Origin of the sequence: Oceanobacter sp. 4_MG-2023 (assembly GCF_030689165.1) — a bacterium.
Lineage (GTDB): Bacteria > Pseudomonadota > Gammaproteobacteria > Pseudomonadales > Oceanobacteraceae > Oceanobacter.
Window position 1 is genome coordinate 45,839 of record NZ_JAUYVV010000019.1, and the last position, 24,353, is coordinate 70,191.

Sequence of the window (24,353 nt, forward strand, 5' to 3'; positions counted from 1 at the left end):
CAGGCGTTGTGAATATATCGGCACGATTGGCAACGAATAAGTCTTGATAGTGAATCGACCGAAGTGGTCATTTCCGGCAGGTATTTCATGCTTGGTTGCCGCATTGCAATCAACTTGTGGCACTCTGCTTATATGTTTGGTGCAGCCGCTGCTTTTTCTGATTATCAGCTGAAGCGGCTGTGATTCTGGTTTTCATTGGACAGACAGAGCTTGGAGGATATATGCAGATCAGCGCACCGTTTGAATTGGTACTTTTTGGGGGCATGGGCGATCTGGCCCAACGCAAGCTGTTGCCAGCGCTCTACCTGTTGCAACGGGATGGTCGCTTGCCTGAAGGTAAAATCATCTCGGTAAGTCGCCGGGATATTACTCACGATGATTACGTTGAGCAGGTCCGTAAGGCGGTGACAACACATGTCGCCAAGGAATACCTCGAAGAAGCCGTCTGGCATGACTTTGCCAGCAAGCTGCTGTGTGTCAGCCTGGATGCAACCGATCCGTCGTCCTATCAGGTACTGAATGACGTACTGGTTCAGGGCAGCGCTAACCGGGTATTTTATCTGGCCACTGGATCGGCCTTGTTCACCCCGATCTGTAAAGGACTGCAGCAAAACAACTTGCTTGAGTCGTGCACCAATGTGGTGCTTGAAAAACCGATCGGGCACGATCTTGAATCGGCGCTGGCAATCAATCGTGCAGTGGCCGAATACGTCGATGAATCACATATTTATCGGATTGATCACTATCTGGGCAAAGAAACCGTACAAAATCTGCTGGTTTTGCGGTTCGCCAACTCACTGTTTGAATCCCAGTGGAACCATCAGTATATCGATCATATTGAAATCACGATCGCAGAGACAATCGGGGTGGAAAAACGGGCCGAGTTCTACGAGCAAGTCGGAGCCATGCGCGACATGTTCCAGAATCATTTGCTGCAGCTGCTGTGTATTGTGGCGATGGAACCGCCGTCAAAACTGGAAACCGACGCGGTTCGTGATGAAAAAGTCAAAGTGCTCAAGGCTCTCCGGCCAATTGTTGGAGAGGCCATCAATCGTAATGTCGTGCGTGGTCAGTACGACGCCGGTGTTGCGGATGGCCAGCCCGTACCGCCTTATCGCGCCGAGCCGGGTGTTCAGCAAAAAAGTAATACTGAAACCTTTATCGCTGCCAAGGTCGAAATTGATAACTGGCGTTGGGCGGGCGTGCCGTTTTATTTACGTTCCGGCAAACGATTGGCGGAGCGGGCCTGTGAAATTGTTGTCAGTTTCAAGGAAATCCCGCACTCTATTTTTCCGTTACAGCACAAGAGCACCATGGCAAACAAACTGGTGTTCCGCTTGCAGCCGGATGAAGGTGTCCGGTTGATGTTGTGTGAGAAACGGGTCGGGCCGGGTATGAGTGTACGGCCAATGAACCTGAGTCTGAATCCGGCAAACCACCGTAAAACCCGGGTTCCCGAAGCCTACGAACGTCTGTTGTTTGATGCCTTGAGTGGTAACGCGACCCTGTTTTTACGGGATGATGAACTGCAAGAAGCCTGGCGCTGGGTAGATCCTATTATTCAGCATTGGCAAGAAGTGGATCTGCGCCCTGAGCCCTATACATCGGGCACCTGGGGACCGGCGGCATCGACCTTGCTGCTGGCCAGGGATGGACGCTTGTGGATCGAAAACAGCTAGGAGTGCATGTATGAGCGACAATCGATTTGATTCCGCCAGTATTCTGGCAAAACAGTTAGCCGATGCGGTCAGTCTTTGCCTGAAAGAGCGGGTTGCGCAAAAAGGCAGAGCCTGTCTGGCCGTGAGTGGTGGTAACACCCCGAAAGCCTTTTTTGAAGAACTGGGCAAGCGGGCGTTGCCCTGGTCCCAGATTCTGGTGACATTGGTGGATGAACGCTGGGTTGATGAAAGTGATCCGTCCAGCAATGCCGGCCTGGTCAAGGCGCATTTACTGCAAGGCCCGGCTGCTGCTGCGTATTTTTTACCCCTGAAAAATGCAGCCCTGACGCCGACTGCCGGTTTTATGGACTGTGAAAACAGCCTGCATGAGCAAATTTCGCGGCTGGATGTAGCGGTACTGGGGATGGGAACCGACGGTCATACGGCATCCTGGTTTCCACAGTCAGCCGCATTGGAGCGATGCCTTGATGAAGGTGGTTCAGCCTGGAGCTCGCCAGTCGTTGATGCTGAGCTGGCACTGCCCCGAATGACCCTGACCTGGGCGATGTTAAGCCAGTGTCAGAATATATTCTTACACTTTGAAGGGGCGGAAAAACAGGCTGTCTTCGAGGCTGCCTGTGATCCTGGCCAGCAGCAGAATATTGCCGCCATGCCGGTTCGTACCTTGTTATATCAGTCTCAAGTGCCGCTGAGTATATTTCGAACGCCTTGAAAGGAAGAGGCGGCCGGGATTTTTTGAGGGGTGCAGGAGTGATTGTCTTTTCTCTCTGTATCTTTTTCCTCTCTTGGCTGGCTTCCGCCCCGCTCGTGCCATTACGGCATAAAAATGGCAGTGAATTCAGTCTATTGCGACAGTTAACCAGGAAAGTATATGTCAAATGACCTGATCACCAGGCTTACCAGACGTCTCCAGAAGATTTATCTCGATGCCACTGTAGCAGCCGACACCGCGGCTGATCTGGAGCGTTTGTGCCTCAAGTTTCTGGAAGGCCGCAAGAGCCAGCCGGGAGAAATGACCAATGGACAACGCTGGAGCCAGGAAGACGTTATCCTGATCACTTACGGCAACAGCATCCAGCAGGCGGGGGAGGTGCCATTCCAGACTCTCAGCCGTTTTCTCAAGGACAATGTGGCAGACACCTTGAATGCGGTACACCTGCTACCATTTTCGCCCTACAGTTCGGATGATGGTTTTTCCGTGATCGATTACCGTCAGGTCAACCCTGACTGGGGCAACTGGGAAGATGTTGCCAGTATCGCTGAAAACTTCGACCTGATGGCTGACCTGGTGGTGAACCATTGTTCGCGAGAGAGTTTGTGGTTTATCGATTATGTCGCTAACTGCGAACCTTACAGCGACTATTTTATCGAGGTCGAAATCGGTACCGATGTGTCCGGGGTAACACGACCACGTAATACACCCTTGCTGACGCCGGTACATACCCACCGGGGTGTTCGCCATGTCTGGGCGACCTTCAGTGAAGATCAGATTGATCTCAACTACGCCAACCCCAAAGTGCTGGTTGAGATGATGAACATCATGCTGTTTTACGTCGAGCAGGGTGCCCGTTTTGTACGGCTGGATGCCATTGCCTACTTGTGGAAACAGCTGGGTACCAATTGCATCCATTTGCCGCAGACCCATGAAGTCGTCAAGTTGATGCACGATATCGTCGAAGCAGTAGCCCCTGAAGTGGTACTGATAACCGAAACCAATGTGCCGGTTGCCGAAAATCTCAGTTATTTTGGTGACTCGGATGAAGCGCATATGGTGTATCAGTTTGGCTTGCCGCCGTTGGTCTTACACGCGCTGAATCGGGGGAAATCTGACTATCTGGCTGATTGGGCCAGCAAGATTCCACCGCTGCCGGAAGGCTGCACCTATCTTAATTTTACTGCCTCCCATGACGGGATTGGCGTGCGTCCGGTAGAGGGCATCCTGCCGGCTCATGAAGTTGAAAACCTGATTGAATGCATGCACAAATTTGGTGGTTTCGTCAGTATGAAGGCGAATCCGGACGGCACGGAAAGCCCCTACGAAATCAATATTGCCCTGTTTGATGCTTGCATGGGAACCCGTCGTGGCCCGGATCACTTCCAGGTGCCACGTTTCCTGTGTTCCCAGGCCATCATGCTGGCGATGCAGGGGATTCCTGCGGTGTATATTCACAGCCTGACCGCCAGTCCAAATGATCTGGCCCACGTGGAGCAAACCGGCCGTACGCGCTCGATCAACCGCCGTATCTGGAATTGTGAAGAGCTGGAAACGCTGCTGAACAATCCGGTAACCCCCCAGGCCGAGATCTTTAATCGGTTACGGCAGATGATCCGGATACGTCGACGTCAGCCAGCGTTCCACCCTGACGCCCGTCAGGAGGTGATTCGTATCAACTCTGACCTGTTTATTATTAAACGCAGCTGTGGTGACCGAGGCCAGACCGTTTTTGCTATCTCCAACGTCACGGAGCGCAAAATGGCGTTGCCACTGGCGAGTCTGGGGTTCCTGGTATTGGGTATGACAGATTTGCTGGAAGAGGAGGCCGGACCACTAGGAGATACTCTGACTCTGAAGCCGTATCAGACCGTGTGGCTCACCAGTTGAAGCAAGCGTCGCTGGTGAGTGGTTGACTCACCAGCGACGTCGTGTTGTCAGGACTGGATATTATCTTCCTCAACGGCTTCGTAAAGACGATCGAGAATATCCGGGATGGCGGAAATAACGCGATTCCAGCTTGGGATAAACGGAGTTTCCATTGGGTTTTCGAGGAAATAATCACCGGCAGACATAATATTCTCTGCAAACAGTTCGACCGCGGCCTCTTCCTGGTGGCGGTCCAGTGTCAAACCGTTCATCAGAGCATCGTTGTAGTAGGTTTCAACAAAATCCAGTGCGACCCGGAAATAGGTTGCCTTGATGGTGCGGAAGGTTTCGTTGGTGAAAACCTCGCCCTGGGTGGCCAGTTTGCGGAAGATAGCCTTGCAGATATCGGTACTCATTTTGGAGAGGCCCAGCGCTGAATCTTCTGCTGACAGTGGTTGATGCTTGTGATCATAATTGTCACAAATATCCACCTGGCAGAGACGATTGGTGCTGTAATTGCGGTTCATCTCAGACAGCACACCAATTTCCAGCCCCCAGTCGGTCGGAATCCGAAGGTCATTCAGGACGTCGGCGCGCATCGAAAATTCACCCGACAATGGGTAGCGAAAGCTGTCGAGAAAATCGAGATATTCCTTTTGCCCCAGCACTTTTTTCAGCGCTCGAATCAGTGGCGTGACCAGCAGTCGGCTGACACGGCCATTCATCTTGTTGTCTGCAATACGGGCGTAATAACCTTTGGCAAATTCGTAGTTGAAAGCCGGGTTGGCGACCGGATAAATCAGTCGGGCCAGTAAGCTGCGATCGTAGGTGACGATGTCGCAATCATGCAGGGCAACGGCTTCTGCCCGACCGGATGCCAGTACATAGCCATAGCAATACCAGACGTTGCGACCCTTGCCCATTTCCTTGGGAGCCAGGCCTTTTTCTTCCAGTAAGGAATTGATTTTGCGCAGCCGTGGACCATCATTCCAGAGCACGCGATGATGTTGCGGCAACCGGGAAAACTCATCTTTGGCGTGTTGGTATTCAGACTCATCAGCCTGATCGAGACCAATAACAATCTCGTTGAGATAAGGGACTTCACTGATTTCGTCAATGATATGGCCAAGAGCTGGGCCTTGAAGTTCAGAGTAAAGCGAAGGCAGTACCAGGGACATCGGACGTACGCGGGAAAAGCTCAGCAGTTCTTTTTCCATTTCTTCCAGTGGACGATCAACCAAGTTGTGCAGGGTGGTGATTGTTCCATTCTGGTAAAAGTCAGCCATGACCAGGCTCCTTATGATAATTGTTCTAATAATGTGAGTATTTCAGTATTCCAGCCCGCTGGCCCTTTGTGGGCCGCCGTTCTGGCGGAGGGATGCTGCAGTGTCAGGGTCTGGTTTTCGCCCGGAATAACGATCGGATAATCGGCAGCTTCCAGCATGGCGCGATCATTTTCGCCGTCGCCCAGCGCGGCAACCTGTGGCGTGAGCTGCCATTGGTGTTGGTAATACTGACGGAAAAAATCCAGCCCGCTGGCTTTGTTGGTGGTACCCATGACGTGGTAAAAACGGCCACCTTTGGTGAGTGTCAGCTGATACTCAGCCAGCCGCTGGCGGAAGCGTTCGAGAGCTTCGTCGCTGTCGTGCCAGAGCAGTGGTTCAGAGGCTTGCCGTTTTTTGGCCAGCCAGGCGTTGTCTTGCGACAATCCGGTCATGGCTGCCACTTCCGTGGCCGGCATATCGTTAAACCCGCGAAAATGAAAACCTTCGTGCTGCAGTTGATGCAGGGCTTTGAGGATATCGACATAGCTGACACCAAGCACTTCGCTGTTAAAGCCTGTGGCATCGGGTTTGGGGATATGGATAACGCTGCCGTTTTCACAGACAAACGGATAACGATTGTCCAGTTCGTGGCGCAAGCCACTGACTTCGTCACAGGTTTTGCTGGTATTAAACAGCACAGGAATATGCAAGGCCCGCAGGCGTTTCAGTGCGGGCAGGGCTGCATTGGCACTGTAGTTGTGGTGATCGAGCAGGGTTCCATCAAGGTCGGTTATCACGACCAGAGGTACCGTCGGAATGTCGCATTGGCTGGTATTGCTTGACATGACGCGCTCCCGGCAATAGTAATCAATGGATGTGGTTAACGGCGTGCTGGTTGTTCAGTTCCAGTACCAGATCAGCATGCCCAGGCAAATCACGCAAGGCATTTTCGGTCAAACGCTGATAATGCTGGATAAATCGTACCAGTCCAGCGTGATCAAGTCCCCGATCGTGTTGTCCTTTGGCGTGCTTGCGGTTTTCAACTTCCTGCTGGCCGCGCCAGTTCAGTACGGCTTGCATGCCGGGGACTTTCAGCATGACCAGACGATCCATCATGGCAAACCAGTCGGCGTAGTCCTCGGCCAGGCGCTGGTTGACCCAGCGGCGCCATTGGCCGTCGGTGTCTTCCGTTGCTTCGAGCTGGTTGGCGGGTTCATCCAGCTGGCTGTCCTCGACGGCATGACAACCAACACACCAGCCTTCAAACAGAATCAGGTCAACAGGGCCAACAATCTGGTGCCAATCGGATGCTGGCAAACGATCGTCCGAAACCTTGTCGAAGGCTGGAATGGTCAGACACTGGCCAGGCTCCAGTTGTTTCAGATCGGTAAACAACTGGCGACCCAGGGTGGCATCGTGAGTGCCGGGAACCCCCCGTGTGGCCAGTAATGGGTGCACTGACTGGCCTAATTGCTGACGCTGATCATGACCGAGGTAAAGGTCGTCAATGGAGACGATGACACAGTTCCAGCCCAGCGCGGCTTTGTATAAGCTGGCCAGGGCCTGGCTCAGGGTCGATTTGCCGGAACCCTGGCCACCATGAATGCCGATGACCGGAACACCACCCAGTTCATTTTTTTGCTGCGCCACCCAGGTGGCGACGGGTAGCCAAACATCAGGCCATTGTTTCAGCCAGGGCTCTGGTAACGACTTTAACGCGGAATAATTACTGGCGAAGGTGGTGCGGAGGTGTTCATCAAGAGGTCGTGTTCCGGGCCAGAGTGTGGTGGTCATGATAGTCCTCGCAAGTCGGTCATGCGCTGCTGAAGCCGCGTATTAAGGTTGGCCTCTATCGCGGGTTTATGCTGATATATCAGAGGCTTGCTGTATGCTTTGTAGCAGAGACCGTGCCAGACTACATGTCAAACTGGCCAATGTATGAACTTTGGTTCCAGTTGATAGTAAAGCCCCGTACTGACCGATGGTCAGCGTGACATCTTGCTGGCGGGGCGAGAGTGGGTCGGTTGGCGGCCTCACTATTTCAGAAAGTATTGTAATTTATTGGTGCATAATGCGCTCTTTTTTGGTGCTTGTGTTTTTTGTTGGTGCAAACCACTCGATTCAGCGGTTATCGCTGTAGTGGGAATTCAGGAGAACGTCATGGCTGGCCGTGTTGCTTATCAAGGGACTGCGGGTGCCTATTCTCACCTTGCGTGCAGCCGGGTATTTCCGGATTGGGAAGCGGTTGCTTGTGAAGATTTCCAGGCCGCGCTGGAGCTGGTCAGTGCTGGTCAGGTTGACCGGGCAATGATCCCGCTGGAAAACTCGACCGCAGGTCGGGTTGAGGAAATCTATCGAATTATTCCGCGCACGCGCTTGTGCGCAATTACCGAGCACTTTGAGCCGGTCAATCACTGTTTGCTGGCATTACCAGGGGTGCAGCTTATGGATATTGAGTCGGTGGCTTCGCATCCCCAGGCGCTGGCTCAGTGTCATCAGCGTATTGTGAATCTGGGGATGAAAGCGGTGCCGACCATGGACACCGCCCAGGAAGCCGAGGATCTCTCAGCCAGTGGTGATCGCCATCGAGGGGCAATTGCATCGGCCTTGGCGGCTGATTTGTATGGCCTGGAAGTGGTGCATGAAAACTTTCAGGATGTGATGGGTAATACCACTCGTTTTCTGGTGTTTGCCCGGGAACATCAGCACGAAATACGACAGCCGGATATCACCTATATCACCAGTGTGTTATTTACCGTCCGTAATATTCCAGCGTCGCTTTACAAGGCATTAGGCGGATTCGCCACCAACAGTATTAACCTGTTGCGGCTGGAAAGTTATATGGATGGCGCCAGTATGGAAGCCAGTCTATTTCATGCCGATATCCTTGGACATCCTCAGGAGGCCAATATGCAATTGGCTTTGAATGAGCTGGAATATTTTGCCCGGGATATTCGTATTTTTGGTATTTATCCATCCCATGCTTATCGCGATCAGCTGTTTGCCGGTCAGCGTTAATGATGATTGGGTCTGACTGGATCAGTGTTGCTGCTAGTCATGGAGCCACTGAGGCCCGTTGCGGAAAGTCCGGATTGATTTCCAGTATCAGTGCCTGTAGTGGCTCGAGTAATAACGAACCGTCCCGGTATGCCGGGGCAGCGGATGCATGGCTGTTGGCGAGGCAGCGCATAACAGCATGATGGTGCAGGTTAACTGGCTGTGGCTGGCTGGAAAAGTTCAGCAATACCAGTAAACGGTGTGGCTGTTCACAACGCTCGTAGGCAAGCACTTCGTCAGGACTGCCAATAAGTTTGAGTTTGCCCCGGTACAAGGCCGGAGTGCGTTTGCGCAGCCATATCAAGTGTCGATACCAGCTCAGCAGGCTGTCGGGGTCATGGCTTTGGTCGGTGACACTTGTACCCTCAATCGCCCTTTCTGGTAACCAGCTGGCCGCGCTGGAAAAGGTATTGGGTATTTGCCACATCATTGGCCGCCGGCAACCGTCGCGGCCAGGGTGAAAGGGCCAGTAACGTTTGCCTACCGGATCTTGTCGCTGGGGCAGGGAAACCGGTTGTTCCGGCATGCCAATTTCTTCACCGTAATACAAAAAGGGTGTACCGCGTAGTGTCAGCAGCAGCATCGCCAGCAGACGTGCCCGTTCGAGGCTGTGCTTGTGAGGTGGTTGTTCAGCCTGGGTGCGGTCTGAGTGAGCGGCATAACGGCTGATATGGCGTTTGATATCATGGTTGCTGAGGGTGTAATTCGGCCAGTTCTCGTGCCCTAGCAAGTCGATCCACTGATGAATGACGGCACGGAATGCTCGGGCTGAAAATGGAGCCCGCAAAAAAGCCAGATTAAACGCCAAGTGCAGTTCATCACCATTGCCGCAGTAGCTGGCGGGCAGGCTGGCATCATCTGAATCGGCGATAAATATTTCTCCGACCATCATGCGGTCCGGGTACTGATCAACCCACGAGCGCATCTGTTTGAGCAGCTCGTGCATTTCTGGCTGGTCCCGGTCGTGAATATGTCTCTGACGGTCGTAAGGCCGTGCCGGTTTGAGCCAATCTGTCGGGTTGTTCTGCAGGTCTCTGGCCTTGTAAAAAAGATTGACCACATCGAGACGAAAACCATCGACGCCGCGGGCCAGCCAGAATTCCATCACGGCTTGTATCGCTTGCTGTACCTCAGGGTGACGCCAGTTCAAGTCTGGTTGTTGGGGCAAGAACGAATGAAAATACCAGGCTTTTCTGACGGGATGCCAGCTCCAGCCAGAACCACCAAAGCATGCCTGCCAATTATTCGGACAGGTGTTACCATCGTGCCAGAGATACCAGTCGGCCTTGCTGGATCCAGGTTGGCAGCTATCGATAAACCAGGGGTGTTGATCCGATGTGTGGTTGGCGACCAGATCCAGAATAATACGAATATCACGCTGATGGGCCTGTTGCAGCAGCTGGTCAAAATCGGCCAGGGTACCAAATACCGGGTCAATAGCCTGGTAATCACAGATGTCGTAGCCAAGATCCAGCATCGGTGACGGGTAGACAGGTGAGAGCCAGATAGCATCTATACCCAGCGAATCCGGCGTTCCGTCATTAAGGTAATCGAGGCGGCTGATCAGTCCTTGCAGGTCGCCAATACCATCATTATTTGAGTCCTGAAAACTGCGTGGATATATTTGATAAACGACTCCATGTTGCCACCAGTTCATCCTCTTGCTCCTGTCGCGAAAACCTGACGGTAGATTCCGGCCGTGACAGGGATATGACGAACCTGTCAACAACCGTCAGAGTGAGCAAGGGGACTGGTTTTACCGCAGCGCTGGATGGTGCCGGGGCCGATTGGTGTTGACCTGAAGGCATGGTTGGCATGGATGTCTTGCGTGGTGGACTATCTTGGGTATTATTCCAAAAAGTTAATTATAAAAGAGACGAGTGAATTATGGGCAATAATGAAACCGTCGAGCCGATTTCTGACGCCGAGCGTTTTGCACGCGCAGCGCGTTTTATCTCGGTGTTGCGACATTGTCAGGTACTGGGTATCTCTCTGGTTTCTGCGGATGCCAACGGGCTGGTCATGATGCTGCCCTATGCGCCTGAACTGGTTGGTAATCCGATCACCGGAGCCTTGCACGGCGGCAGTTTGACGACTCTGATGGATACTGCCTGTGGCACCGCGGTAGTCAACGCCTTGCCGGGATTTGAGTTGTGCCCGACGCTGGATTTGCGGGTGGATTATATGCGTTCGGCTCGCAGCGGTCAGAACCTGTTGGCTCACGCCAGTGTGCAGCGGGTCACTGCCTCGGTGGTGTTTGCCGACTGTCGGGTGGTGCAGGCCGATGATGGTGAAGTGATCGCCAAATGCAATGCAACGTTTATGCGCTTGACGCATTTGCAACCGGCCAATGCGCTGGCAACGGGTATTCAGGGAGACAACGGATGACGGATCAAACGACCACCCAGCAGGATGATTTTGCCAGCAAGGTCCAATATGCCCGCGCCAGTGGAGACTATCAATCCTTGATGAATGCGATTCCCTATGCGGCGGTTATCGGTGCCGAAGTATTGCAACAAGAGGGAGAATTATTATTTCGCTTACCCAGGAACCCGGACAATATTGGTAATCCATTATTGCCAGCCATTCACGGTGGCGTGATCGGTGGATTTATGGAGTTGGCAGCCTCGATTCAGGTGCTGATCCGTGCGGAACCCATGGGTTTGCCCAAACTGATCGACTTCTCGCTGGACTATCTACGGGCCGGGCGCGATCAGGATACCCTGGTTGATTGCCAGATCTGGCGACAAGGGGTGCGAGTGGCCAATGTGGCTATCACTGCCTGGCAAAGTGACCGGCAACAACCGATTGCCACGGCCCGGGCACATTTTCTGCTGAGTGCTTCTTTTGGCGTAGAAGGCTTGTCGCCGTCATAAATAGCGTTTAATCTGCTCGAACATTCTGTCGGGGTGCCTCATTGGAGGCTGAGATCGCAATTGCGGATCCCGTTGAACCTGATCTGGTTAGTGCCAGCGTAGGGAACAGAAAAGTCACGTATGATCCGGCATCCTTTTACTGTGATGGATGTTTGGGTTCTGCATGAAGGTATCAGTCGCCCGGCTGAACCTGATACGTGATCGGCCATGACCCGCCTCTTTTCTTTCTTGTACCGCTGCCTGCCTGATCCTTTCCATATTCAGAGAGGTATCAAGTATGGCTTCCGCCAACAATGAAACACACGACAAAACACACGACAAAACACACGGCAATACCGCCAATGCCGAGTCGCCACTGACCCAGGCGCAGCTGGATCGCTTGAGTTATCCGGCCTCACGCAAGGTCTATATTCAGGGCTCCCGGGACGATATACAGGTCGGAGTTCGGGAAATTGAGCTGACGCCTACCCAATTGAGTGATGGCAACACCGAGCATAATCCACCGGTGCGGGTTTACGATATGTCGGGCCCGTACAGTGATCCGGCGCTTGATCTGGATCTTGCCAAAGGCTTGTCCGCACTGCGGCAACCGTGGATTGACGAGCGCTCCGATACGGAAGTGCTGGCCCAGTCCAGCTCATATTTCAGCCAGACCCGCGATATGGATTTGCGTTACGAGCAGTGGCGTATGAAAACCGAACGCAAGCCACGGCGTGCCTTGCCGGGCAACAATGTCACCCAGTTGCATTATGCCAGGCAGGGGATTATCACCCCGGAAATGGAATACATTGCCATCCGTGAAAACCTCGGGCTGACCGAGCAGGCGTTAGCCGATGCGCTGACACAGCAGCATCCGGGGCAAAGCTGGGGTGCCAATATTCCTGCCTTGATTACCCCGGAATTTGTTCGTGATGAGGTTGCGCGAGGACGGGCGGTGATCCCGAATAATATCAATCACCCGGAAAGCGAGCCGATGATTATTGGCCGTAATTTCCGTACCAAGGTCAACGCCAATATTGGCAACTCGGCCGTTACCTCTTCCATTGCCGATGAAGTGGAAAAGCTGGTATGGGCAACCCATTGGGGAGCCGACACCATTATGGATTTGTCGACCGGGCAAAACATTCATGAAACCCGTGAATGGATTCTGCGTAACTCGCCGGTGCCTGTTGGTACCGTACCTCTATATCAGGCGTTAGAGAAATGCGGAGGCATCGCAGAAGACCTGACCTGGGAATTGTTCCGCGATACCTTGATCGAACAGGCTGAGCAGGGGGTGGATTATTTCACCATCCATGCCGGGGTGCGGCTGGCACATATTCCACTGACCGCCAAGCGGGTAACAGGCATCGTCAGCCGAGGTGGTTCGATTATGGCCAAGTGGTGCCTGGCACATCACCAGGAAAGCTTTCTGTACAGTCACTTCGAAGACATCTGCGACATCATGAAAGCCTACGATGTCTGTTTCTCTTTGGGGGATGGCTTGCGCCCCGGTTCGATTGCAGACGCCAACGATGAAGCCCAGTTTGCCGAATTACACACCCTGGGCGAACTGACCAAAATTGCCTGGCAGCACGATGTGCAGACCTTTATCGAAGGGCCTGGTCATGTGCCAATGCATATGATCAAGGAGAACATGGATGAGCAATTAAAGCATTGCCAGGAAGCGCCGTTTTATACCCTGGGACCGCTGACCACTGACATTGCGCCCGGTTACGACCACATTACATCCGGCATTGGCGCCGCCCTGATCGGTTGGTACGGCTGCGCCATGCTGTGTTATGTCACCCCCAAGGAACATCTGGGCTTGCCCAACAAGGAAGATGTCAAACAGGGCATGATGGCTTATCGCATCGCGGCGCATGCGGCGGATCTGGCCAAGGGACATCCCGGTGCCCAGATACACGATAACGCCATGTCCAAAGCACGGTTTGAATTTCGCTGGCAGGATCAGTTCAACCTGGCGCTGGACCCGGAGACAGCCCGGGCCTATCACGATGAAACCATGCCAAAAGAAGGCCATAAACTGGCGCATTTCTGTTCCATGTGTGGCCCCAAGTTTTGCTCCATGAAAATATCCCAGGAAGTACGAGACGCTGCTAACGCGGAACAAGCCCAGCAAGCGATGGCCGACAAGGCTGAAGAATTTCGCCAGCAAGGCAGCGAGCTTTACCATCCCGCCAGTAGCACCGATCAGATGAGCGAGGTTGACGAGGCACTGGATAATGCATAACCGCTGCGAGTATGACTGGGAGGCGTGGAAAGCCTCCGGAGCCGAAATCTGTATTGCCGGAGCTGGCTTGATCGGGAGCCTGATTGGCTGGCGACTGGCACGTCAGGGTTATCGGGTACACCTGTTTGAAGCCAGTGAGGAAGAGCCCCTCGCACCAGCAACTCCCCGGGCCGCGGCACATACCGCCGCCGCCATGGTGGCCCCCTACAGTGAGTTGCCGCTCTGTAGCCCGAATCTTTTCCGGATGGGATTGCAGTCGCTGGAACTATGGCCAACCTTGTTGCAGGCGTTGTCGGCCGACACTGGGGAAACGATCGATTTTTGCCGGGGAGGGACTCTGATGGTGGCCCATCCCGCCGATAATGGTCTGCTGGATGATATGGGGCGATGCCTTGCACGGCATCATGTTGGAGCCGAGCAGGGTATTGCCTGGCAAAATCGCCAGCAAATCGAGGCGCTGGAGCCGCACTTGTCGGAGCAATTCCGGCGCGGCCTCTGGCTGATGCCGGAAGGTCATCTGGAAAATCGCCGTCTATTGGTTTTGTTACATCGGGCCATTATTTCCGCTGGTGGAAAAATCAGTCTGAATAGTCCGGTTGATTACGTTGCTGAAGACGCGCACAGCCATTGGTATGTGAACCAACAGGCTTATCCGGCAGTGTTATGGATTGATTGCTGTGGTGTTGGCGCCCAGCGTTGGCGGTCACAAGTGCGCGGTGTGAGGGGCGAGGTAATCTGGATTGAGGCACCGGATGTTGAAATTCAGCGGCCGGTACGATTACTGCACCCCAAATACCATCTGTATCTGGTTCCCAAGGAGCAGGGGCGCTACATCTTGGGGGCCACTGAAATTGAAAGCTCTGATCGATCTCCCGTCAGTGTGCGCTCAGCGCTGGAAATGCTCAGTGCCCTGTATGCCTTGTCACCAGCGTTGGCAGAAGCCCGCATCCTGGAGCTGGCCTCCAATTTACGCCCGGCACTGAGCCACCATGAACCTGAAATCACCCGCTCTGCCGGAACGCTGGCAGTGAATGGTTTGTACCGCCATGGGTTTTTATTGTCGCCGGCGCTTCTCGACCGTTTGCAGCAAGAGTATCAGGTACCGCTGGGGTTGATGCCGCTAGCGGCGGCCAGTCGTCAGACCAGCGCAACAGCGGAGGCCGCAGTATGAAGATATGCCTCAACGGAGAATGGTTACAAGTGAGTGTATTACGGTTGGATGAGCTGCTGCAGCAACAAGGGTTCGCTGCTGCCGCGGGCAATTTTGTGGTTGCCGTGGACCAGCGCCTGATCCATCAGGGCCAATATCATGAGCTGGCACTGGTTGATGGTATGCAGGTTGATATCTTGGGCGCAATGACAGGAGGGTGATGCATGATCGTACCAACAGTAAAACAGACGGTAACACTGGCCGAAGAGGACATTGCCGGACGATTGTGGCTGGGCAGTTCATTATACCCTTCGCCAGACCTGATGGCCGAAGCGATCACCGCTGCCAGCCCCGGCTTTGTGACGGTGGCATTACGTCGCCAGACGGCTCGCAATATTGAAGATAACGGTCACTGGGCCTTGCTGAAAGAAACGACCAGTCGGACGGGTGCCCGGTTATTACCAAACACGGCCGGGTGTTTTACTGCCAGAGAAGCGATTCTGATGGCAACGCTGGCCCGTGAATTGTTTGCCACACCCTGGATCAAGCTGGAAGTGATGGGAGATGACTATACTCTCCAGCCCGATCCGTTTGAGCTGCTGGAAGCCGCCCGCGAGCTGGTTTCCCAGGGCTTTAAGGTATTACCGTATTGCACCGAAGATCTGGTGCTGTGTCAGCGCTTACTGGATGCCGGTTGCGTTGGCATCATGCCTTGGGGGGCACCTATTGGCAGTGGCTGTGGTCTACAACATCCGGAAGGGCTGAAACGTTTGCGGCAACGTTTGCCGGAAGCCTTTATGGTGATTGATGCCGGGCTGGGGAAGCCATCCCAGGCAATGCAGGCCATGGAGCTGGGCTTTGATGCCGTGCTGCTGAATACCGCCGTGGCCCAGGCAGAGCAACCAGTGGCCATGGCTTCTGCGTTTGCTGCGGCTGTTTCCGGTGGGCGTATGGCCTACGAAGCCGGGTTAATGACCGAGCGGCCGCAAGCCAGCCCGTCAACACCGCTGCTCGGGTTGCCTTTCTGGCACCAGACAAGTTCTTAATACACAACGTTTTCAAGGAGGTAAACGACGCGTGACAACGCTTTTTTCAGAATGTTATTGCGGCACACCCAAGGCACCGTCCGAACGCGCCAGAATCTGGTCAATTACAGCGTCTGACTGTTCGGCGGGAGCGGGTATGCAGGCCGATGTGTCGATGGCACAAGCCATGGGGGTGGATTGTGCCACCCTGGTGATTGCGATCACCGCGCAAAGCAGCCGCGGCGTACAGGCGGTTGAGCCGGTGACGCAATCAATGCTGGATGCCCAATGGGTGGCATTACAGGATGATGGCTGGCCCCAGGCGGTTCGTCTGGGCTGGATTCCCCCCGACCCGGAGTTGTTCCGTTGGCTGTTACAACGGCTACAACTGCTGAAACAGCGTGGGGTTCCGATTATCTGGGACCCGGTGCTGGGGGCAACCGGAGGCGGTCTGGCCAGTTGGCATTGCCTGGATGAATACGCCGGGTTATTGAAGCTGACCGATGTGATTACGCCCAATGTAACGGAGTTATTACGGCTGACCGGTGATTCGGATATTCATCGGCAGGGGATTTTTACGGCCGCCCAGACCCTGTTGGCGGCTGGTGCCGGGGCCGTTCTGGTGACAGGTATTACGGCGCTGCAACTGGACTTGAAAAGCGATGAGGGACAGCACTGCCGTCAGGGAGAAAATATTCTGGTTGACTGGTATATCGGCCCGGACAGCGAACAGGAAGCCGCGGCGGGCATCGATATCCAGGCGCTGGACCCGGAGCAGCGACTGGCACCGTCATTTATGTTGATGCATTACCGCTTGCCCTGGTCAGCCCATGGCACCGGTTGTCATCTGGCTGCGGCTCTGGCTGCCGGACTGGCTTCCGGATTACGTCGTTATGACAGTGTGATGCTGGCGGTGGCGAATACCCTGGCCAGCCTGGCGGCGTCCAGCCAGCGTGCTTCTGGCTATCATCAGCTGCACGCCGCGGATGTGCGTCAGCTCGCCTTCGCCCAGCTGGGGCTGGAACTGTTACCGCTTACCAGCAGTGCTTCATTGACATCTGACCGGATGTTTTTTTCCCGAACCTTCCCGGCGTTACCACATAGCCTGGGACTGTATGGCCTGGTTGATAATCTGGCACATTTACGGCGGTTGCTGAAACTGGGGATCGACAGCCTGCAATGGCGGGTCAAAAACCCTGGCCCGGACTATCGTGACGAAACCTGGGAAGCCATTCGGTTATGTCGCCATGCCGGTGTGCCACTGTTTATCAATGACGACTGGCAACTGGCACTGGAACTGAAGGCCGATGGGGTACATCTGGGGCAGGAAGATTTGTTGGAAGCCGACCTGGTGGCCCTGTCCGAAGCGGGATTGATGCTGGGGATCAGTACTCATAGCGAGTGGGAAATACTTCACGCGTTGCGTTATCAGCCGTCGTATATTGCTTTTGGCCCGGTGTTCAAGCCACTTTCCAAAACACTCAAGTATCCTCCGCTGGGGTGCGATACCTTGAGCCGTTGGGTGCGACGCAGTGATGCGGTTGCCCTGACCTGTATTGGTGGTATTACCACCGAGACGATTCAGCCGGTTGCTGCCAGCGGGATTCGTTCTGCTGCTATTGTGACCGCACTGGCTGATGACGACGGACTGGAAGACCGGTTACAACAATTGCAGTGCTGGTTTCCGCCTCGAAGAGAGCGTTTTGGTGAGGGGGTAGAAACCTTGAAAATACGGAAATCACAACACCTGTCACCCCGGATCTGTACGATTTGTAAGCACTGAACTGCCTTTATATCGCCTGTTGGCATGGTATTTTCTGACACTGGCGTTGATAGATGTCTCTTTGGGCTTGAAAAGCGATGGGCTGTCCCCACCTTGTAGCCATGACATGTAGCGACCACTCGTATTGTGAGTGGTCGCCGGTTTTTTGATACAGGTAACGGAGTACACCGTGGGTGTACTGAGACAGGAGACAGGCATGACCGTAGCTAGCAAAGAAACGCTTGGTTTTAAAACCGAAGTAAAACAACTGTTGCATTTGATGATTCACTCCTTGTATTCCAACAAGGAAATTTTCCTGCGTGAATTGATTTCCAATGCGTCGGATGCTTGCGACAAATTGCGTTTTGAAGCGTTACAAAACGACGCTCTGTTTGAAGGCCAGAGTGAACTGGCGGTGCATATCGATTTTGATGCCGATGCGCGCACCCTGACCATTACCGATAACGGCATTGGTATGAACCGGGATGATGTTATCAATCATCTGGGTACCATTGCCAAATCAGGTACTGCCGAGTTTCTTGGCAACCTGACTGGTGATCAAAAACAGGATTCCCAGCTGATCGGCCAGTTTGGTGTCGGTTTCTACTCTGCCTTTATTGTGGCCGACAATGTCGTGGTGGAAACCCGTCGTGCCGGAGAAGCAGCGGACCAGGGGGTTCGGTGGGAATCCGCCGGTGAAGGCGATTTCTCGCTGGAGCCAATCGACAAGCCTGAACGCGGTACAAAAATCATCCTGCATCTGAAAGCCGATGAAGCTGAGTTTGCTGATAACTACCGTCTGCGCTCACTGATCAAAAAGTATTCTGACCATATTGCGGTACCGGTTTTCTTGCCACCAGAAATCAGTGCCGATGACGAGGCTGAAGACAGCGAAGCCAGCAAGGCACCTGAAGCGGTTAACCAGGCCAAAGCCATGTGGACCCGCTCCCGTTCAGAATTGACGGATGAAGAGTATCAGGAGTTCTACAAACACATTTCCCATGACTGGAATGAGCCACTGACCTGGATGCACAACCGGGTGGAAGGCAAACTGGATTACACCAGCCTGCTGTATATTCCCTCCAAGGCACCGTTCGACATGTGGAACCGCGACAGTGCCCGGGGCCTGAAGCTGTATGTGCAACGCGTCTTTATTATGGACGATGCCGAGCAGTTCCTGCCGCTGTACCTGCGTTTTGTAAAAGGGGTGCTGGACTCCAACGACCTGTCGCTGAACGTCTCTCGTGAGATCCTGCAACAAGACAAGCAGGTCGACAGCATGCGTTCGGCACTGGTCAAACGTATCCTCGATACCTTGACCAAACTGGCGAAAAACGACAGCGAAAAATACCAGACCTTCTGGAACGAATTTGGTGACGTATTAAAAGAAGGCCCAGCGGAAGACAATGGCAACAAGGAAAAAATTGCCGCCTTGTTCCGCTTTGCCACTTCGACCAGCGAAGGCGAAGCCCAGACCGTTAGCCTGGCGGATTATGTCGCGCGTATGCATGAAGGCCAGACAAAAATCTACTACATCACCGCCGAATCCCACGCGGCTGCCATGGGTAGCCCACACATCGAATATTTCCGCAAAAAAGGTATCGAGGTCCTGTTGCTGACCGATCGTGTGGATGAGTGGATGGTTGGTCATCTGAATGCCTTTGATGGCAAGTCATTCCAGGACATCACCAAAGGTGAACTGGACCTTGATGAACTCGCTGATGAAGATGAAAAGAAACAACAGGAAACCCTGCAGGAAAGCCATAAAAGCCTGACTGAGCGGTTGGAAAAAGTACTGCCGGATGTCAAGGATGTACGAGTCACCTCACGGTTGACCGATTCTCCCGCCTGTCTGGTGGTCGGCCAGTTTGATATGGGTGGCCATATGCGGCGCATGCTGGAAGCCGCTGGTCAGTCGATGCCAGAGCCGGAGATTACGCTGGAAATCAACCCGACGCATCCGCTGATCGAGCGTCTGGATCATGAACAGGATGAAGACCGTTTTGCTGAACTGGCTGGTCTGATCCATGCCCAGGCGCAGTTGGCCGAAGGCAGCCAGTTGAAAAATCCGGCGGAATACGTAGGTAAACTGAACAAACTGCTGCTGGATCTGATGAAGTAAAGCGCGTGCGCCACCCGTGTTGGCGGGTGGCGAACTGCTTCAAATTAGCGTCAGTTTTTGTAATCTGTGCATGTTACCGATTGCCGGGCACTGCTAATATGCCCGCACTTGTTATTTGATGCCCCGGCCGCAGTTCTGCTGGCCGGGGTTTACTGTTTTTGGGGGAATTATGAAAGGAATGACTCTGGCTGTTCGTCGGGTTATGGCTGCTTCTGCACTGTCATGCCTGGCAATGAGTGCCCAGGCGGGTGGCGCTCTGGATCTCAGTCTCGCCAATGATGCTGTCCGTATTGCTTATGATGGTACGCAGGCAAGCTCAGGCTTGCATATGAACCTGTCGGCCCTGCACGATATGGACGATGGCAATATGCTGGGTGCCGGTGTACATGTTGTCGATTTGCGCAAGCCGCACGGTAATCTGTATATCGGAGTGGGTGCCAAGGCCTTTGCTTTTGAAAGTGACCACTACGATGGTGCAGCTCTGGGTGTTGGTGGCTTTTTCCGTGCTGCCATTCCAACTCATCCGGATGTCAGTTTCGCCGCTTACGCCTATTATGCGCCTGCGGTTGTCTCTTTTGGTGATGCCGAAAACCTGATCAACAGTGATTTTCGTGCCCAGTATGCGGTGATTCCTTCCGCCCGTGTCTATGCTGGTTATCGTTATAATGGTATTCGTGTCGAACATATGGATGAACGCTACAAGTTGGGTGATGGCTGGCATTTGGGCCTGACACTGGACTTCTGATCTGTGGCCGCCATGAACTGGGTTGGACAGACCAATCAGCGCCTGTATCAATGCCGGCTGCTGCTGGAGCAATTACCTGCAGCCGCGGAGGCGAACCTGGGTCAGGCTTTGACTCAGGGGTTAAATGATGCAGCGCTGTTGCAGCTGCTGGCCGCTTATCGGTGTTATCTGAATGAGCTGGCACAGGCAGCCGGTGTGAACAGCCGAGTGGAATCGCTGCCACAATTGTTGCAGCAAACGTCTCTGGTGACGGGTGATATGCGCCAGTGGCAGGCGTTGTCCGAAGACGTGTTCAGCTGGTTTTACCGTTTTTTGCAAGCGGTGGAACAGCTGGGTTGGCCAGCGCTATCAGGCGTGGAGCCAATGTTGGCGACGCGCCTGATTACCTCGACGGCCGACGATCCGGTGTCGGGGGATGGAGAGGATGTGTCCGGTTGGCTGGCCTGCTTTCATCAGCTTATCGATGAGCAACGAGCCAATCAGCGCGAATCCTGAAATTCTGCCCTGCGTGTGTTTGTCGCACCTGTGTTAGACTGATCAGTCACTTTTTATGAGACGATATATGGCACGCTTTTTCGAGATTATTGAGCTTTCCAATGGGGATGTTGCATTACGTCGGGCCGATGAGCAAGACGGTGATGCATTAATGCGAATCCACTTTTCAGAGGATGCCAAAGCCAGCTTGAGTGAGCACCATATGGATGTTGCACGTGTGATGTTGGAAGCCGGTGTCCGTAAGGTCAGCGAGCTGTCGGGCATGGATGTGGATGATGACTTTGATGTTGAAGAACACAGCTATCCGCTGCATTAAATGCTTCGCTGGGTAATGAAAAAACGGGTAGCCTGGCTACCCGTTTTTTATGCGCGACTGTTATATGTATGTCAGAGGTTTGGGCGGACCTGTACCAGTACGACATGGCTGCCACTCTGCCGTGCCAGACTATGCAAGCGGCGACGTTCACGCTGGCTGATATTCCCTTGCCATTCAATAATCAGGTGACTATTACCACTGTTGAGAATGCGTTGGCACAACAGTTGTTGGGTATCTGCCTGGAGATCGATATGAATAACCGGTGCCTTGTCGAGATTCATATCAGCCAGTGATCGTTTGTTCAGCGTTCGGTTAGGGCTGAGCCACATCAGCCAGCGGTCACTGGCATTACAATGCGCCAGCATGGGTAATAGCTGCATCGGCTGGATCGCGCTGTCATCAGAGACAATCACTTCGGTCAGGCTGCCACAGGCGTGTGGCTTGCTTGTTATCGGGTTGATACTCGTAAACGGCAATACGGGCTGACGATCGACTGGCAAGCTGAGTTGGCGCATACAAAACCTCGTGAATGACTACTGACCGATACTGGCTGTCTTGTCTGGGCGGATTGATTAGTGATTACGGCGGATGACTCCGACATACAAACCTTCGATATTGAATTCCTGCTGACGCAAATCGACTTCGATCGGTCGGTAGGCGTCGTTTTCGGCGTGTAACAGCACCTTGTTACGATTTTTTTCCAGGCGTTTGACGGTGACTTCGTTTTCGACCCGGGCCACCACAATCTGACCGTTACGGGCGCTTTCACACTTGTGTACCGCAATCAGGTCGCCATTAAAAATCCCGACGTTTTTCATGCTGTCGCCTTGTACTTCCAGCAGATAATCGGCACTTGGCTTGAAGAAATTGGCGGGCAAGCTGCAGTATTCCTCGATATGTTCCTGGGCAAGGATCGGCTCACCGGCAGCCACGCGGCCAACGACTGGCAGGCCTTCCGGTTCCGTGCCGATAATCCGGATACCCCGGGAGGCACCGGGCATGATGGCGATTGCGCCTTTGCGTGCCAGTGCCTTGAGATGTTCTTCTGCGGCGTTGGGGGATTTGAATCCCAGTTCCTTGGCGATTTCTGCACGAGTGGGTGGAAAACCGGTTTCTTCCAGTGCGGATTTGATCAGGTTGAGTACCTGCTGCTGTCTGGCGGTGAGCTTGATCATAGGGTTTCCATATCTGTTTATCTGTACAGTAGATGTGAATATATACAGTAAAAAACACTGTGTAAACCCACAGTAGTTGATCTTTTCCGGGTTGGTTGCCTGCGAGGTTCCGGTACTGGGCTGTTTCTGATTCTCAAATTACTTTTCATTTTGCGAATCAAAAAACGTCATGCCATGGCAAAGTCAGGTATTGAGAGGCATTACGTTTTGTTATTGAGCTGATATTCAGGGTTTCTGGTGCAGGCCAGGATATTTTATAAAATATTCCGGCATCGCTGTAACCCGCATTAATAAAGGGTTTTTATGTTTCTAGGGCTGGCAAATATGGTGTTTTTGTATCGCCGGATACGCCGCTGGAAAGGGTATTTCAAAAATTGGCACAACGGCTGCAATACCCATGTAACCCCGGTTAACGACTGGCTAGAGCAGAGTAAACAAGGGGTTAACAATGAAATGCTTGAACGTTTTTACAGCCTATAAAATACCTAAAATGCAATGAGGATTACATTATGACAACTTCAATTACGGCGCATAAAACCAGACAGGGTGGTTTCGTTATGACCTCGGAGCTGGTGCTGCTGGTGACTACCATGGTGGTCGGTTTGACAGTGGGTCTGGTGACCATGCGCGATGCACTGACAGCAGAAATGGAAGACGTTGCGGAAGCCATTGGCAGCCTGGATCAGACCTACGCATTTAATGGTCTGGTGAATGGCGAAAGTACCGCCGCCGTCGAAGGGTCGGTTTATGGCGACGCGCCAGATGTGATTGCCGGGGACAATACCGAGTTTACCTTCGTCACCGCCACCGCACTGGAAGGTGGTGCAACGGCTGCCAGTCTGGGTGCCAGTTCTGCTGCTGTTGCAGGGACCTTGACTGCTCCTTGATCGCCTGATCAGGTTCTGACCAATGGGTCAGAACCTTTATTCGTTCAGTGGTTACGGAGGAATGGATCATGAAACGCAGATTAAACGGCAGTGCCATTGTTGGTTTGACGGTATTTTCTATTTCAGCGTTGCTGACCGCGGTGCTGGGATATCGCCAGATCGACAAGATGAATTACCACACGGTGCTGGTGGCTAACCAGACCTTGACCGCCGGTACCCTGGTGACTGAAAACACACTGACGATGCACGAAATTGAAAAAACGGATCGACAGGCGCTGGATGCCAGTCTGGTGGTCGGCAAGGTGCTCAAGGTGGCTAAACAAGCGGGCATGCCTTTTTATTTTGGTGAGCTTGCGGCTCCGGATATCCCGACGTTATCGGAACGACTGGCGGATAATCGTGTTTTATATACCTTGACCGTCAGCCACGGTTCCATCCCGGTTTCGCAAATACAGTCTGCAGACCGTTTTGATGTGCTGGTCAAGAATGCCCAGGGCGTGCGTAAGGCGGCCAGTAATATTCGTATGGTTGGTTCCATGAAAGCGCTGCGGGCAAGTGCGGGTAAATCGGGCAATCATTTGTCGTATCAGGGAGATACCACGCTGGTGATTTCGATATTGCCGGAAGAGGTGTATCCGCTGGCGGCGATCAATAATTCGGATACCGTCAGTCTGGTGCTGCATAATCCGGCGACGGCAGAGGTGGCCACCCAGGCTGTCTGGATGCCGACAGCACCGCAGAATCATACGATTGATGTTTATTCCGGGCTGACGAAAAAAACTGTCATTGTTCATCGCTAGGCCGGAGTCAGACTCCGGTTTTACTGTTTTTGCCTGAGTGGTGAGTGGGCAGCGGCGTTTGTTCCTTGCCCTTGCCCTTGCCCTTGCGCTTGCCGATCAGAGTTTATCCTGTCTCTGTCTCTGTCTCTGTCTCTGTCTCTGTCTCTGTCTCTGTCTCTGTCTCTGTCTCTGTCTCTGTCTCTGTC

Annotated in this window: 23 protein-coding genes and 1 riboswitch; of the genes, 17 read left to right on the forward strand and 6 right to left on the reverse strand. The window is 53.4% G+C overall.

What is annotated here, in order from left to right:
• Positions 1–221: 221 nt before the first annotated feature.
• The 3 genes from zwf to Q8W24_RS12960 all read left to right on the forward strand — a co-directional run bounded on the left by zwf (position 222) and on the right by Q8W24_RS12960 (position 4,281).
• Positions 222–1,679 (forward strand): glucose-6-phosphate dehydrogenase, encoded by a 1,458-nt coding sequence (zwf, locus tag Q8W24_RS12950; protein ID WP_305415343.1) that lies wholly within the window; start codon positions 222–224, stop codon positions 1,677–1,679.
• Positions 1,680–1,689: 10 nt separating this feature from the next.
• On the forward strand, positions 1,690–2,391 hold the full coding sequence (pgl, locus tag Q8W24_RS12955; protein ID WP_305415342.1) for a 6-phosphogluconolactonase: 702 nt from the start codon (positions 1,690–1,692) through the stop codon (positions 2,389–2,391).
• A gap of 159 nt (positions 2,392–2,550) precedes the next feature.
• Positions 2,551–4,281, forward strand: a complete 1,731-nt coding sequence (locus tag Q8W24_RS12960; RefSeq protein WP_303431942.1) for a sugar phosphorylase — start codon at positions 2,551–2,553, stop codon at positions 4,279–4,281.
• A gap of 47 nt (positions 4,282–4,328) precedes the next feature.
• Here the strand turns inward: Q8W24_RS12960 and Q8W24_RS12965 are convergent, their stop codons facing one another.
• From Q8W24_RS12965 to Q8W24_RS12975, 3 genes are read right to left on the reverse strand one after another with little or no spacing between them, the layout of a single operon-like run.
• Positions 4,329–5,546, reverse strand: a complete 1,218-nt coding sequence (locus tag Q8W24_RS12965; RefSeq protein ID WP_303431943.1) for a glycosyl transferase — start codon at positions 5,544–5,546, stop codon at positions 4,329–4,331.
• Between the two features lie 11 nt (positions 5,547–5,557).
• A complete protein-coding gene (locus Q8W24_RS12970) occupies positions 5,558–6,370 on the reverse strand; it encodes a mannosyl-3-phosphoglycerate phosphatase (protein ID WP_305475546.1) in 813 nt (270 codons plus the stop codon).
• 22 nt (positions 6,371–6,392) lie between these two features.
• The gene (locus Q8W24_RS12975) at positions 6,393–7,319 is read right to left on the reverse strand and encodes a hypothetical protein (RefSeq protein WP_305415341.1); all 927 of its coding nucleotides are present in this window, start codon (positions 7,317–7,319) and stop codon (positions 6,393–6,395) included.
• Between the two features lie 366 nt (positions 7,320–7,685).
• Between Q8W24_RS12975 and Q8W24_RS12980 the strand changes: the two genes are divergently transcribed.
• Positions 7,686–8,543 carry a prephenate dehydratase gene (locus Q8W24_RS12980; protein ID WP_303431946.1) on the forward strand — a complete coding sequence of 286 codons (858 nt, stop codon included), beginning with the start codon at positions 7,686–7,688 and terminating at the stop codon, positions 8,541–8,543.
• A gap of 37 nt (positions 8,544–8,580) precedes the next feature.
• On the opposite strand, the gene Q8W24_RS12985 is transcribed toward Q8W24_RS12980, so the two are convergent.
• Entirely contained in the window at positions 8,581–10,239 is a 1,659-nt protein-coding gene (locus tag Q8W24_RS12985; protein WP_305475547.1) for an alpha-amylase family glycosyl hydrolase, read from the reverse strand.
• Positions 10,240–10,469: 230 nt separating this feature from the next.
• Here Q8W24_RS12985 and Q8W24_RS12990 point away from each other — a divergent pair, with 230 nt between their 5' ends.
• From Q8W24_RS12990 to Q8W24_RS13040, 11 genes are all read left to right on the forward strand, one after another.
• Positions 10,470–10,970, forward strand: coding sequence for a PaaI family thioesterase (locus Q8W24_RS12990; protein ID WP_303431948.1), 501 nt, complete (start codon positions 10,470–10,472; stop codon positions 10,968–10,970).
• Positions 10,967–11,458, forward strand: coding sequence for a PaaI family thioesterase (locus tag Q8W24_RS12995; protein ID WP_303431949.1), 492 nt, complete (start codon positions 10,967–10,969; stop codon positions 11,456–11,458). Before Q8W24_RS12990 ends, Q8W24_RS12995 begins: the two co-directional genes overlap by 4 nt.
• A gap of 19 nt (positions 11,459–11,477) precedes the next feature.
• Positions 11,478–11,580: riboswitch (TPP riboswitch) on the forward strand.
• Positions 11,581–11,735: 155 nt separating this feature from the next.
• Complete coding sequence (gene thiC, locus Q8W24_RS13000; protein ID WP_305475548.1) at positions 11,736–13,691, forward strand: phosphomethylpyrimidine synthase ThiC; 1,956 nt, start codon at positions 11,736–11,738, stop codon at positions 13,689–13,691.
• Positions 13,684–14,862 carry an FAD-dependent oxidoreductase gene (locus Q8W24_RS13005; protein WP_305415336.1) on the forward strand — a complete coding sequence of 393 codons (1,179 nt, stop codon included), beginning with the start codon at positions 13,684–13,686 and terminating at the stop codon, positions 14,860–14,862. The genes thiC and Q8W24_RS13005 overlap by 8 nt, the downstream gene beginning before the upstream one ends.
• A complete protein-coding gene (locus tag Q8W24_RS13010) occupies positions 14,859–15,062 on the forward strand; it encodes a MoaD/ThiS family protein (RefSeq protein ID WP_303431952.1) in 204 nt (67 codons plus the stop codon). The genes Q8W24_RS13005 and Q8W24_RS13010 overlap by 4 nt, the downstream gene beginning before the upstream one ends.
• Before the next feature lie 3 nt (positions 15,063–15,065).
• Positions 15,066–15,887, forward strand: a complete 822-nt coding sequence (locus tag Q8W24_RS13015) for a thiazole synthase (protein WP_305475549.1) — start codon at positions 15,066–15,068, stop codon at positions 15,885–15,887.
• Positions 15,888–15,918: 31 nt separating this feature from the next.
• Positions 15,919–17,649, forward strand: coding sequence for a thiamine phosphate synthase (locus tag Q8W24_RS13020; RefSeq protein ID WP_305415332.1), 1,731 nt, complete (start codon positions 15,919–15,921; stop codon positions 17,647–17,649).
• Between the two features lie 196 nt (positions 17,650–17,845).
• Positions 17,846–19,750, forward strand: coding sequence for a molecular chaperone HtpG (gene htpG / locus Q8W24_RS13025; RefSeq protein ID WP_305415330.1), 1,905 nt, complete (start codon positions 17,846–17,848; stop codon positions 19,748–19,750).
• Between the two features lie 169 nt (positions 19,751–19,919).
• A complete protein-coding gene (locus tag Q8W24_RS13030) occupies positions 19,920–20,495 on the forward strand; it encodes a YfaZ family outer membrane protein (RefSeq protein ID WP_303431956.1) in 576 nt (191 codons plus the stop codon).
• Positions 20,496–20,507: 12 nt separating this feature from the next.
• Positions 20,508–20,990 carry a DUF6586 family protein gene (locus tag Q8W24_RS13035; RefSeq protein ID WP_305415328.1) on the forward strand — a complete coding sequence of 161 codons (483 nt, stop codon included), beginning with the start codon at positions 20,508–20,510 and terminating at the stop codon, positions 20,988–20,990.
• A 67-nt stretch (positions 20,991–21,057) separates the two neighbouring features.
• A complete protein-coding gene (locus Q8W24_RS13040; protein ID WP_303431958.1) occupies positions 21,058–21,306 on the forward strand; it encodes a hypothetical protein in 249 nt (82 codons plus the stop codon).
• Between the two features lie 71 nt (positions 21,307–21,377).
• Here the strand turns inward: Q8W24_RS13040 and Q8W24_RS13045 are convergent, their stop codons facing one another.
• Together Q8W24_RS13045 and lexA are read right to left on the reverse strand one after the other, a co-directional pair.
• Positions 21,378–21,821 (reverse strand): cell division inhibitor SulA, encoded by a 444-nt coding sequence (locus Q8W24_RS13045; protein ID WP_303431959.1) that lies wholly within the window; start codon positions 21,819–21,821, stop codon positions 21,378–21,380.
• A 57-nt stretch (positions 21,822–21,878) separates the two neighbouring features.
• Positions 21,879–22,481 (reverse strand): transcriptional repressor LexA, encoded by a 603-nt coding sequence (gene lexA / locus Q8W24_RS13050; RefSeq protein ID WP_303431960.1) that lies wholly within the window; start codon positions 22,479–22,481, stop codon positions 21,879–21,881.
• 509 nt (positions 22,482–22,990) lie between these two features.
• Here lexA and Q8W24_RS13055 point away from each other — a divergent pair.
• On the forward strand, positions 22,991–23,368 hold the full coding sequence (locus Q8W24_RS13055; protein ID WP_303431961.1) for a hypothetical protein: 378 nt from the start codon (positions 22,991–22,993) through the stop codon (positions 23,366–23,368).
• A gap of 68 nt (positions 23,369–23,436) precedes the next feature.
• Positions 23,437–24,168, forward strand: a complete 732-nt coding sequence (locus Q8W24_RS13060) for an SAF domain-containing protein (RefSeq protein ID WP_305475550.1) — start codon at positions 23,437–23,439, stop codon at positions 24,166–24,168.
• Positions 24,169–24,353: the final 185 nt, after the last annotated feature.

Coding starts and splice junctions, on each gene's coding strand:
- Q8W24_RS13055 (WP_303431961.1), top strand. CDS start 22,991: ATGACAACTTCAATTACGGCGCATAAAACCAGACAGGGTGGTTTCGTT.
- Q8W24_RS13005 (WP_305415336.1), top strand. CDS start 13,684: ATGCATAACCGCTGCGAGTATGACTGGGAGGCGTGGAAAGCCTCCGGA.
- Q8W24_RS12970 (WP_305475546.1), bottom strand. CDS start 6,370: ATGTCAAGCAATACCAGCCAATGCGACATTCCGACGGTACCTCTGGTC.
- htpG (WP_305415330.1), top strand. CDS start 17,846: ATGACCGTAGCTAGCAAAGAAACGCTTGGTTTTAAAACCGAAGTAAAA.
- Q8W24_RS12980 (WP_303431946.1), top strand. CDS start 7,686: ATGGCTGGCCGTGTTGCTTATCAAGGGACTGCGGGTGCCTATTCTCAC.
- thiC (WP_305475548.1), top strand. CDS start 11,736: ATGGCTTCCGCCAACAATGAAACACACGACAAAACACACGACAAAACA.
- Q8W24_RS13030 (WP_303431956.1), top strand. CDS start 19,920: ATGAAAGGAATGACTCTGGCTGTTCGTCGGGTTATGGCTGCTTCTGCA.
- Q8W24_RS12995 (WP_303431949.1), top strand. CDS start 10,967: ATGACGGATCAAACGACCACCCAGCAGGATGATTTTGCCAGCAAGGTC.
- Q8W24_RS13040 (WP_303431958.1), top strand. CDS start 21,058: ATGGCACGCTTTTTCGAGATTATTGAGCTTTCCAATGGGGATGTTGCA.
- Q8W24_RS12985 (WP_305475547.1), bottom strand. CDS start 10,239: ATGAACTGGTGGCAACATGGAGTCGTTTATCAAATATATCCACGCAGT.
- Q8W24_RS13010 (WP_303431952.1), top strand. CDS start 14,859: ATGAAGATATGCCTCAACGGAGAATGGTTACAAGTGAGTGTATTACGG.
- Q8W24_RS12975 (WP_305415341.1), bottom strand. CDS start 7,319: ATGACCACCACACTCTGGCCCGGAACACGACCTCTTGATGAACACCTC.
- Q8W24_RS12965 (WP_303431943.1), bottom strand. CDS start 5,546: ATGGCTGACTTTTACCAGAATGGAACAATCACCACCCTGCACAACTTG.
- Q8W24_RS13060 (WP_305475550.1), top strand. CDS start 23,437: ATGAAACGCAGATTAAACGGCAGTGCCATTGTTGGTTTGACGGTATTT.
- pgl (WP_305415342.1), top strand. CDS start 1,690: ATGAGCGACAATCGATTTGATTCCGCCAGTATTCTGGCAAAACAGTTA.
- Q8W24_RS12960 (WP_303431942.1), top strand. CDS start 2,551: ATGTCAAATGACCTGATCACCAGGCTTACCAGACGTCTCCAGAAGATT.
- Q8W24_RS13045 (WP_303431959.1), bottom strand. CDS start 21,821: ATGCGCCAACTCAGCTTGCCAGTCGATCGTCAGCCCGTATTGCCGTTT.
- Q8W24_RS13015 (WP_305475549.1), top strand. CDS start 15,066: ATGATCGTACCAACAGTAAAACAGACGGTAACACTGGCCGAAGAGGAC.
- zwf (WP_305415343.1), top strand. CDS start 222: ATGCAGATCAGCGCACCGTTTGAATTGGTACTTTTTGGGGGCATGGGC.
- Q8W24_RS12990 (WP_303431948.1), top strand. CDS start 10,470: ATGGGCAATAATGAAACCGTCGAGCCGATTTCTGACGCCGAGCGTTTT.
- lexA (WP_303431960.1), bottom strand. CDS start 22,481: ATGATCAAGCTCACCGCCAGACAGCAGCAGGTACTCAACCTGATCAAA.
- Q8W24_RS13035 (WP_305415328.1), top strand. CDS start 20,508: ATGAACTGGGTTGGACAGACCAATCAGCGCCTGTATCAATGCCGGCTG.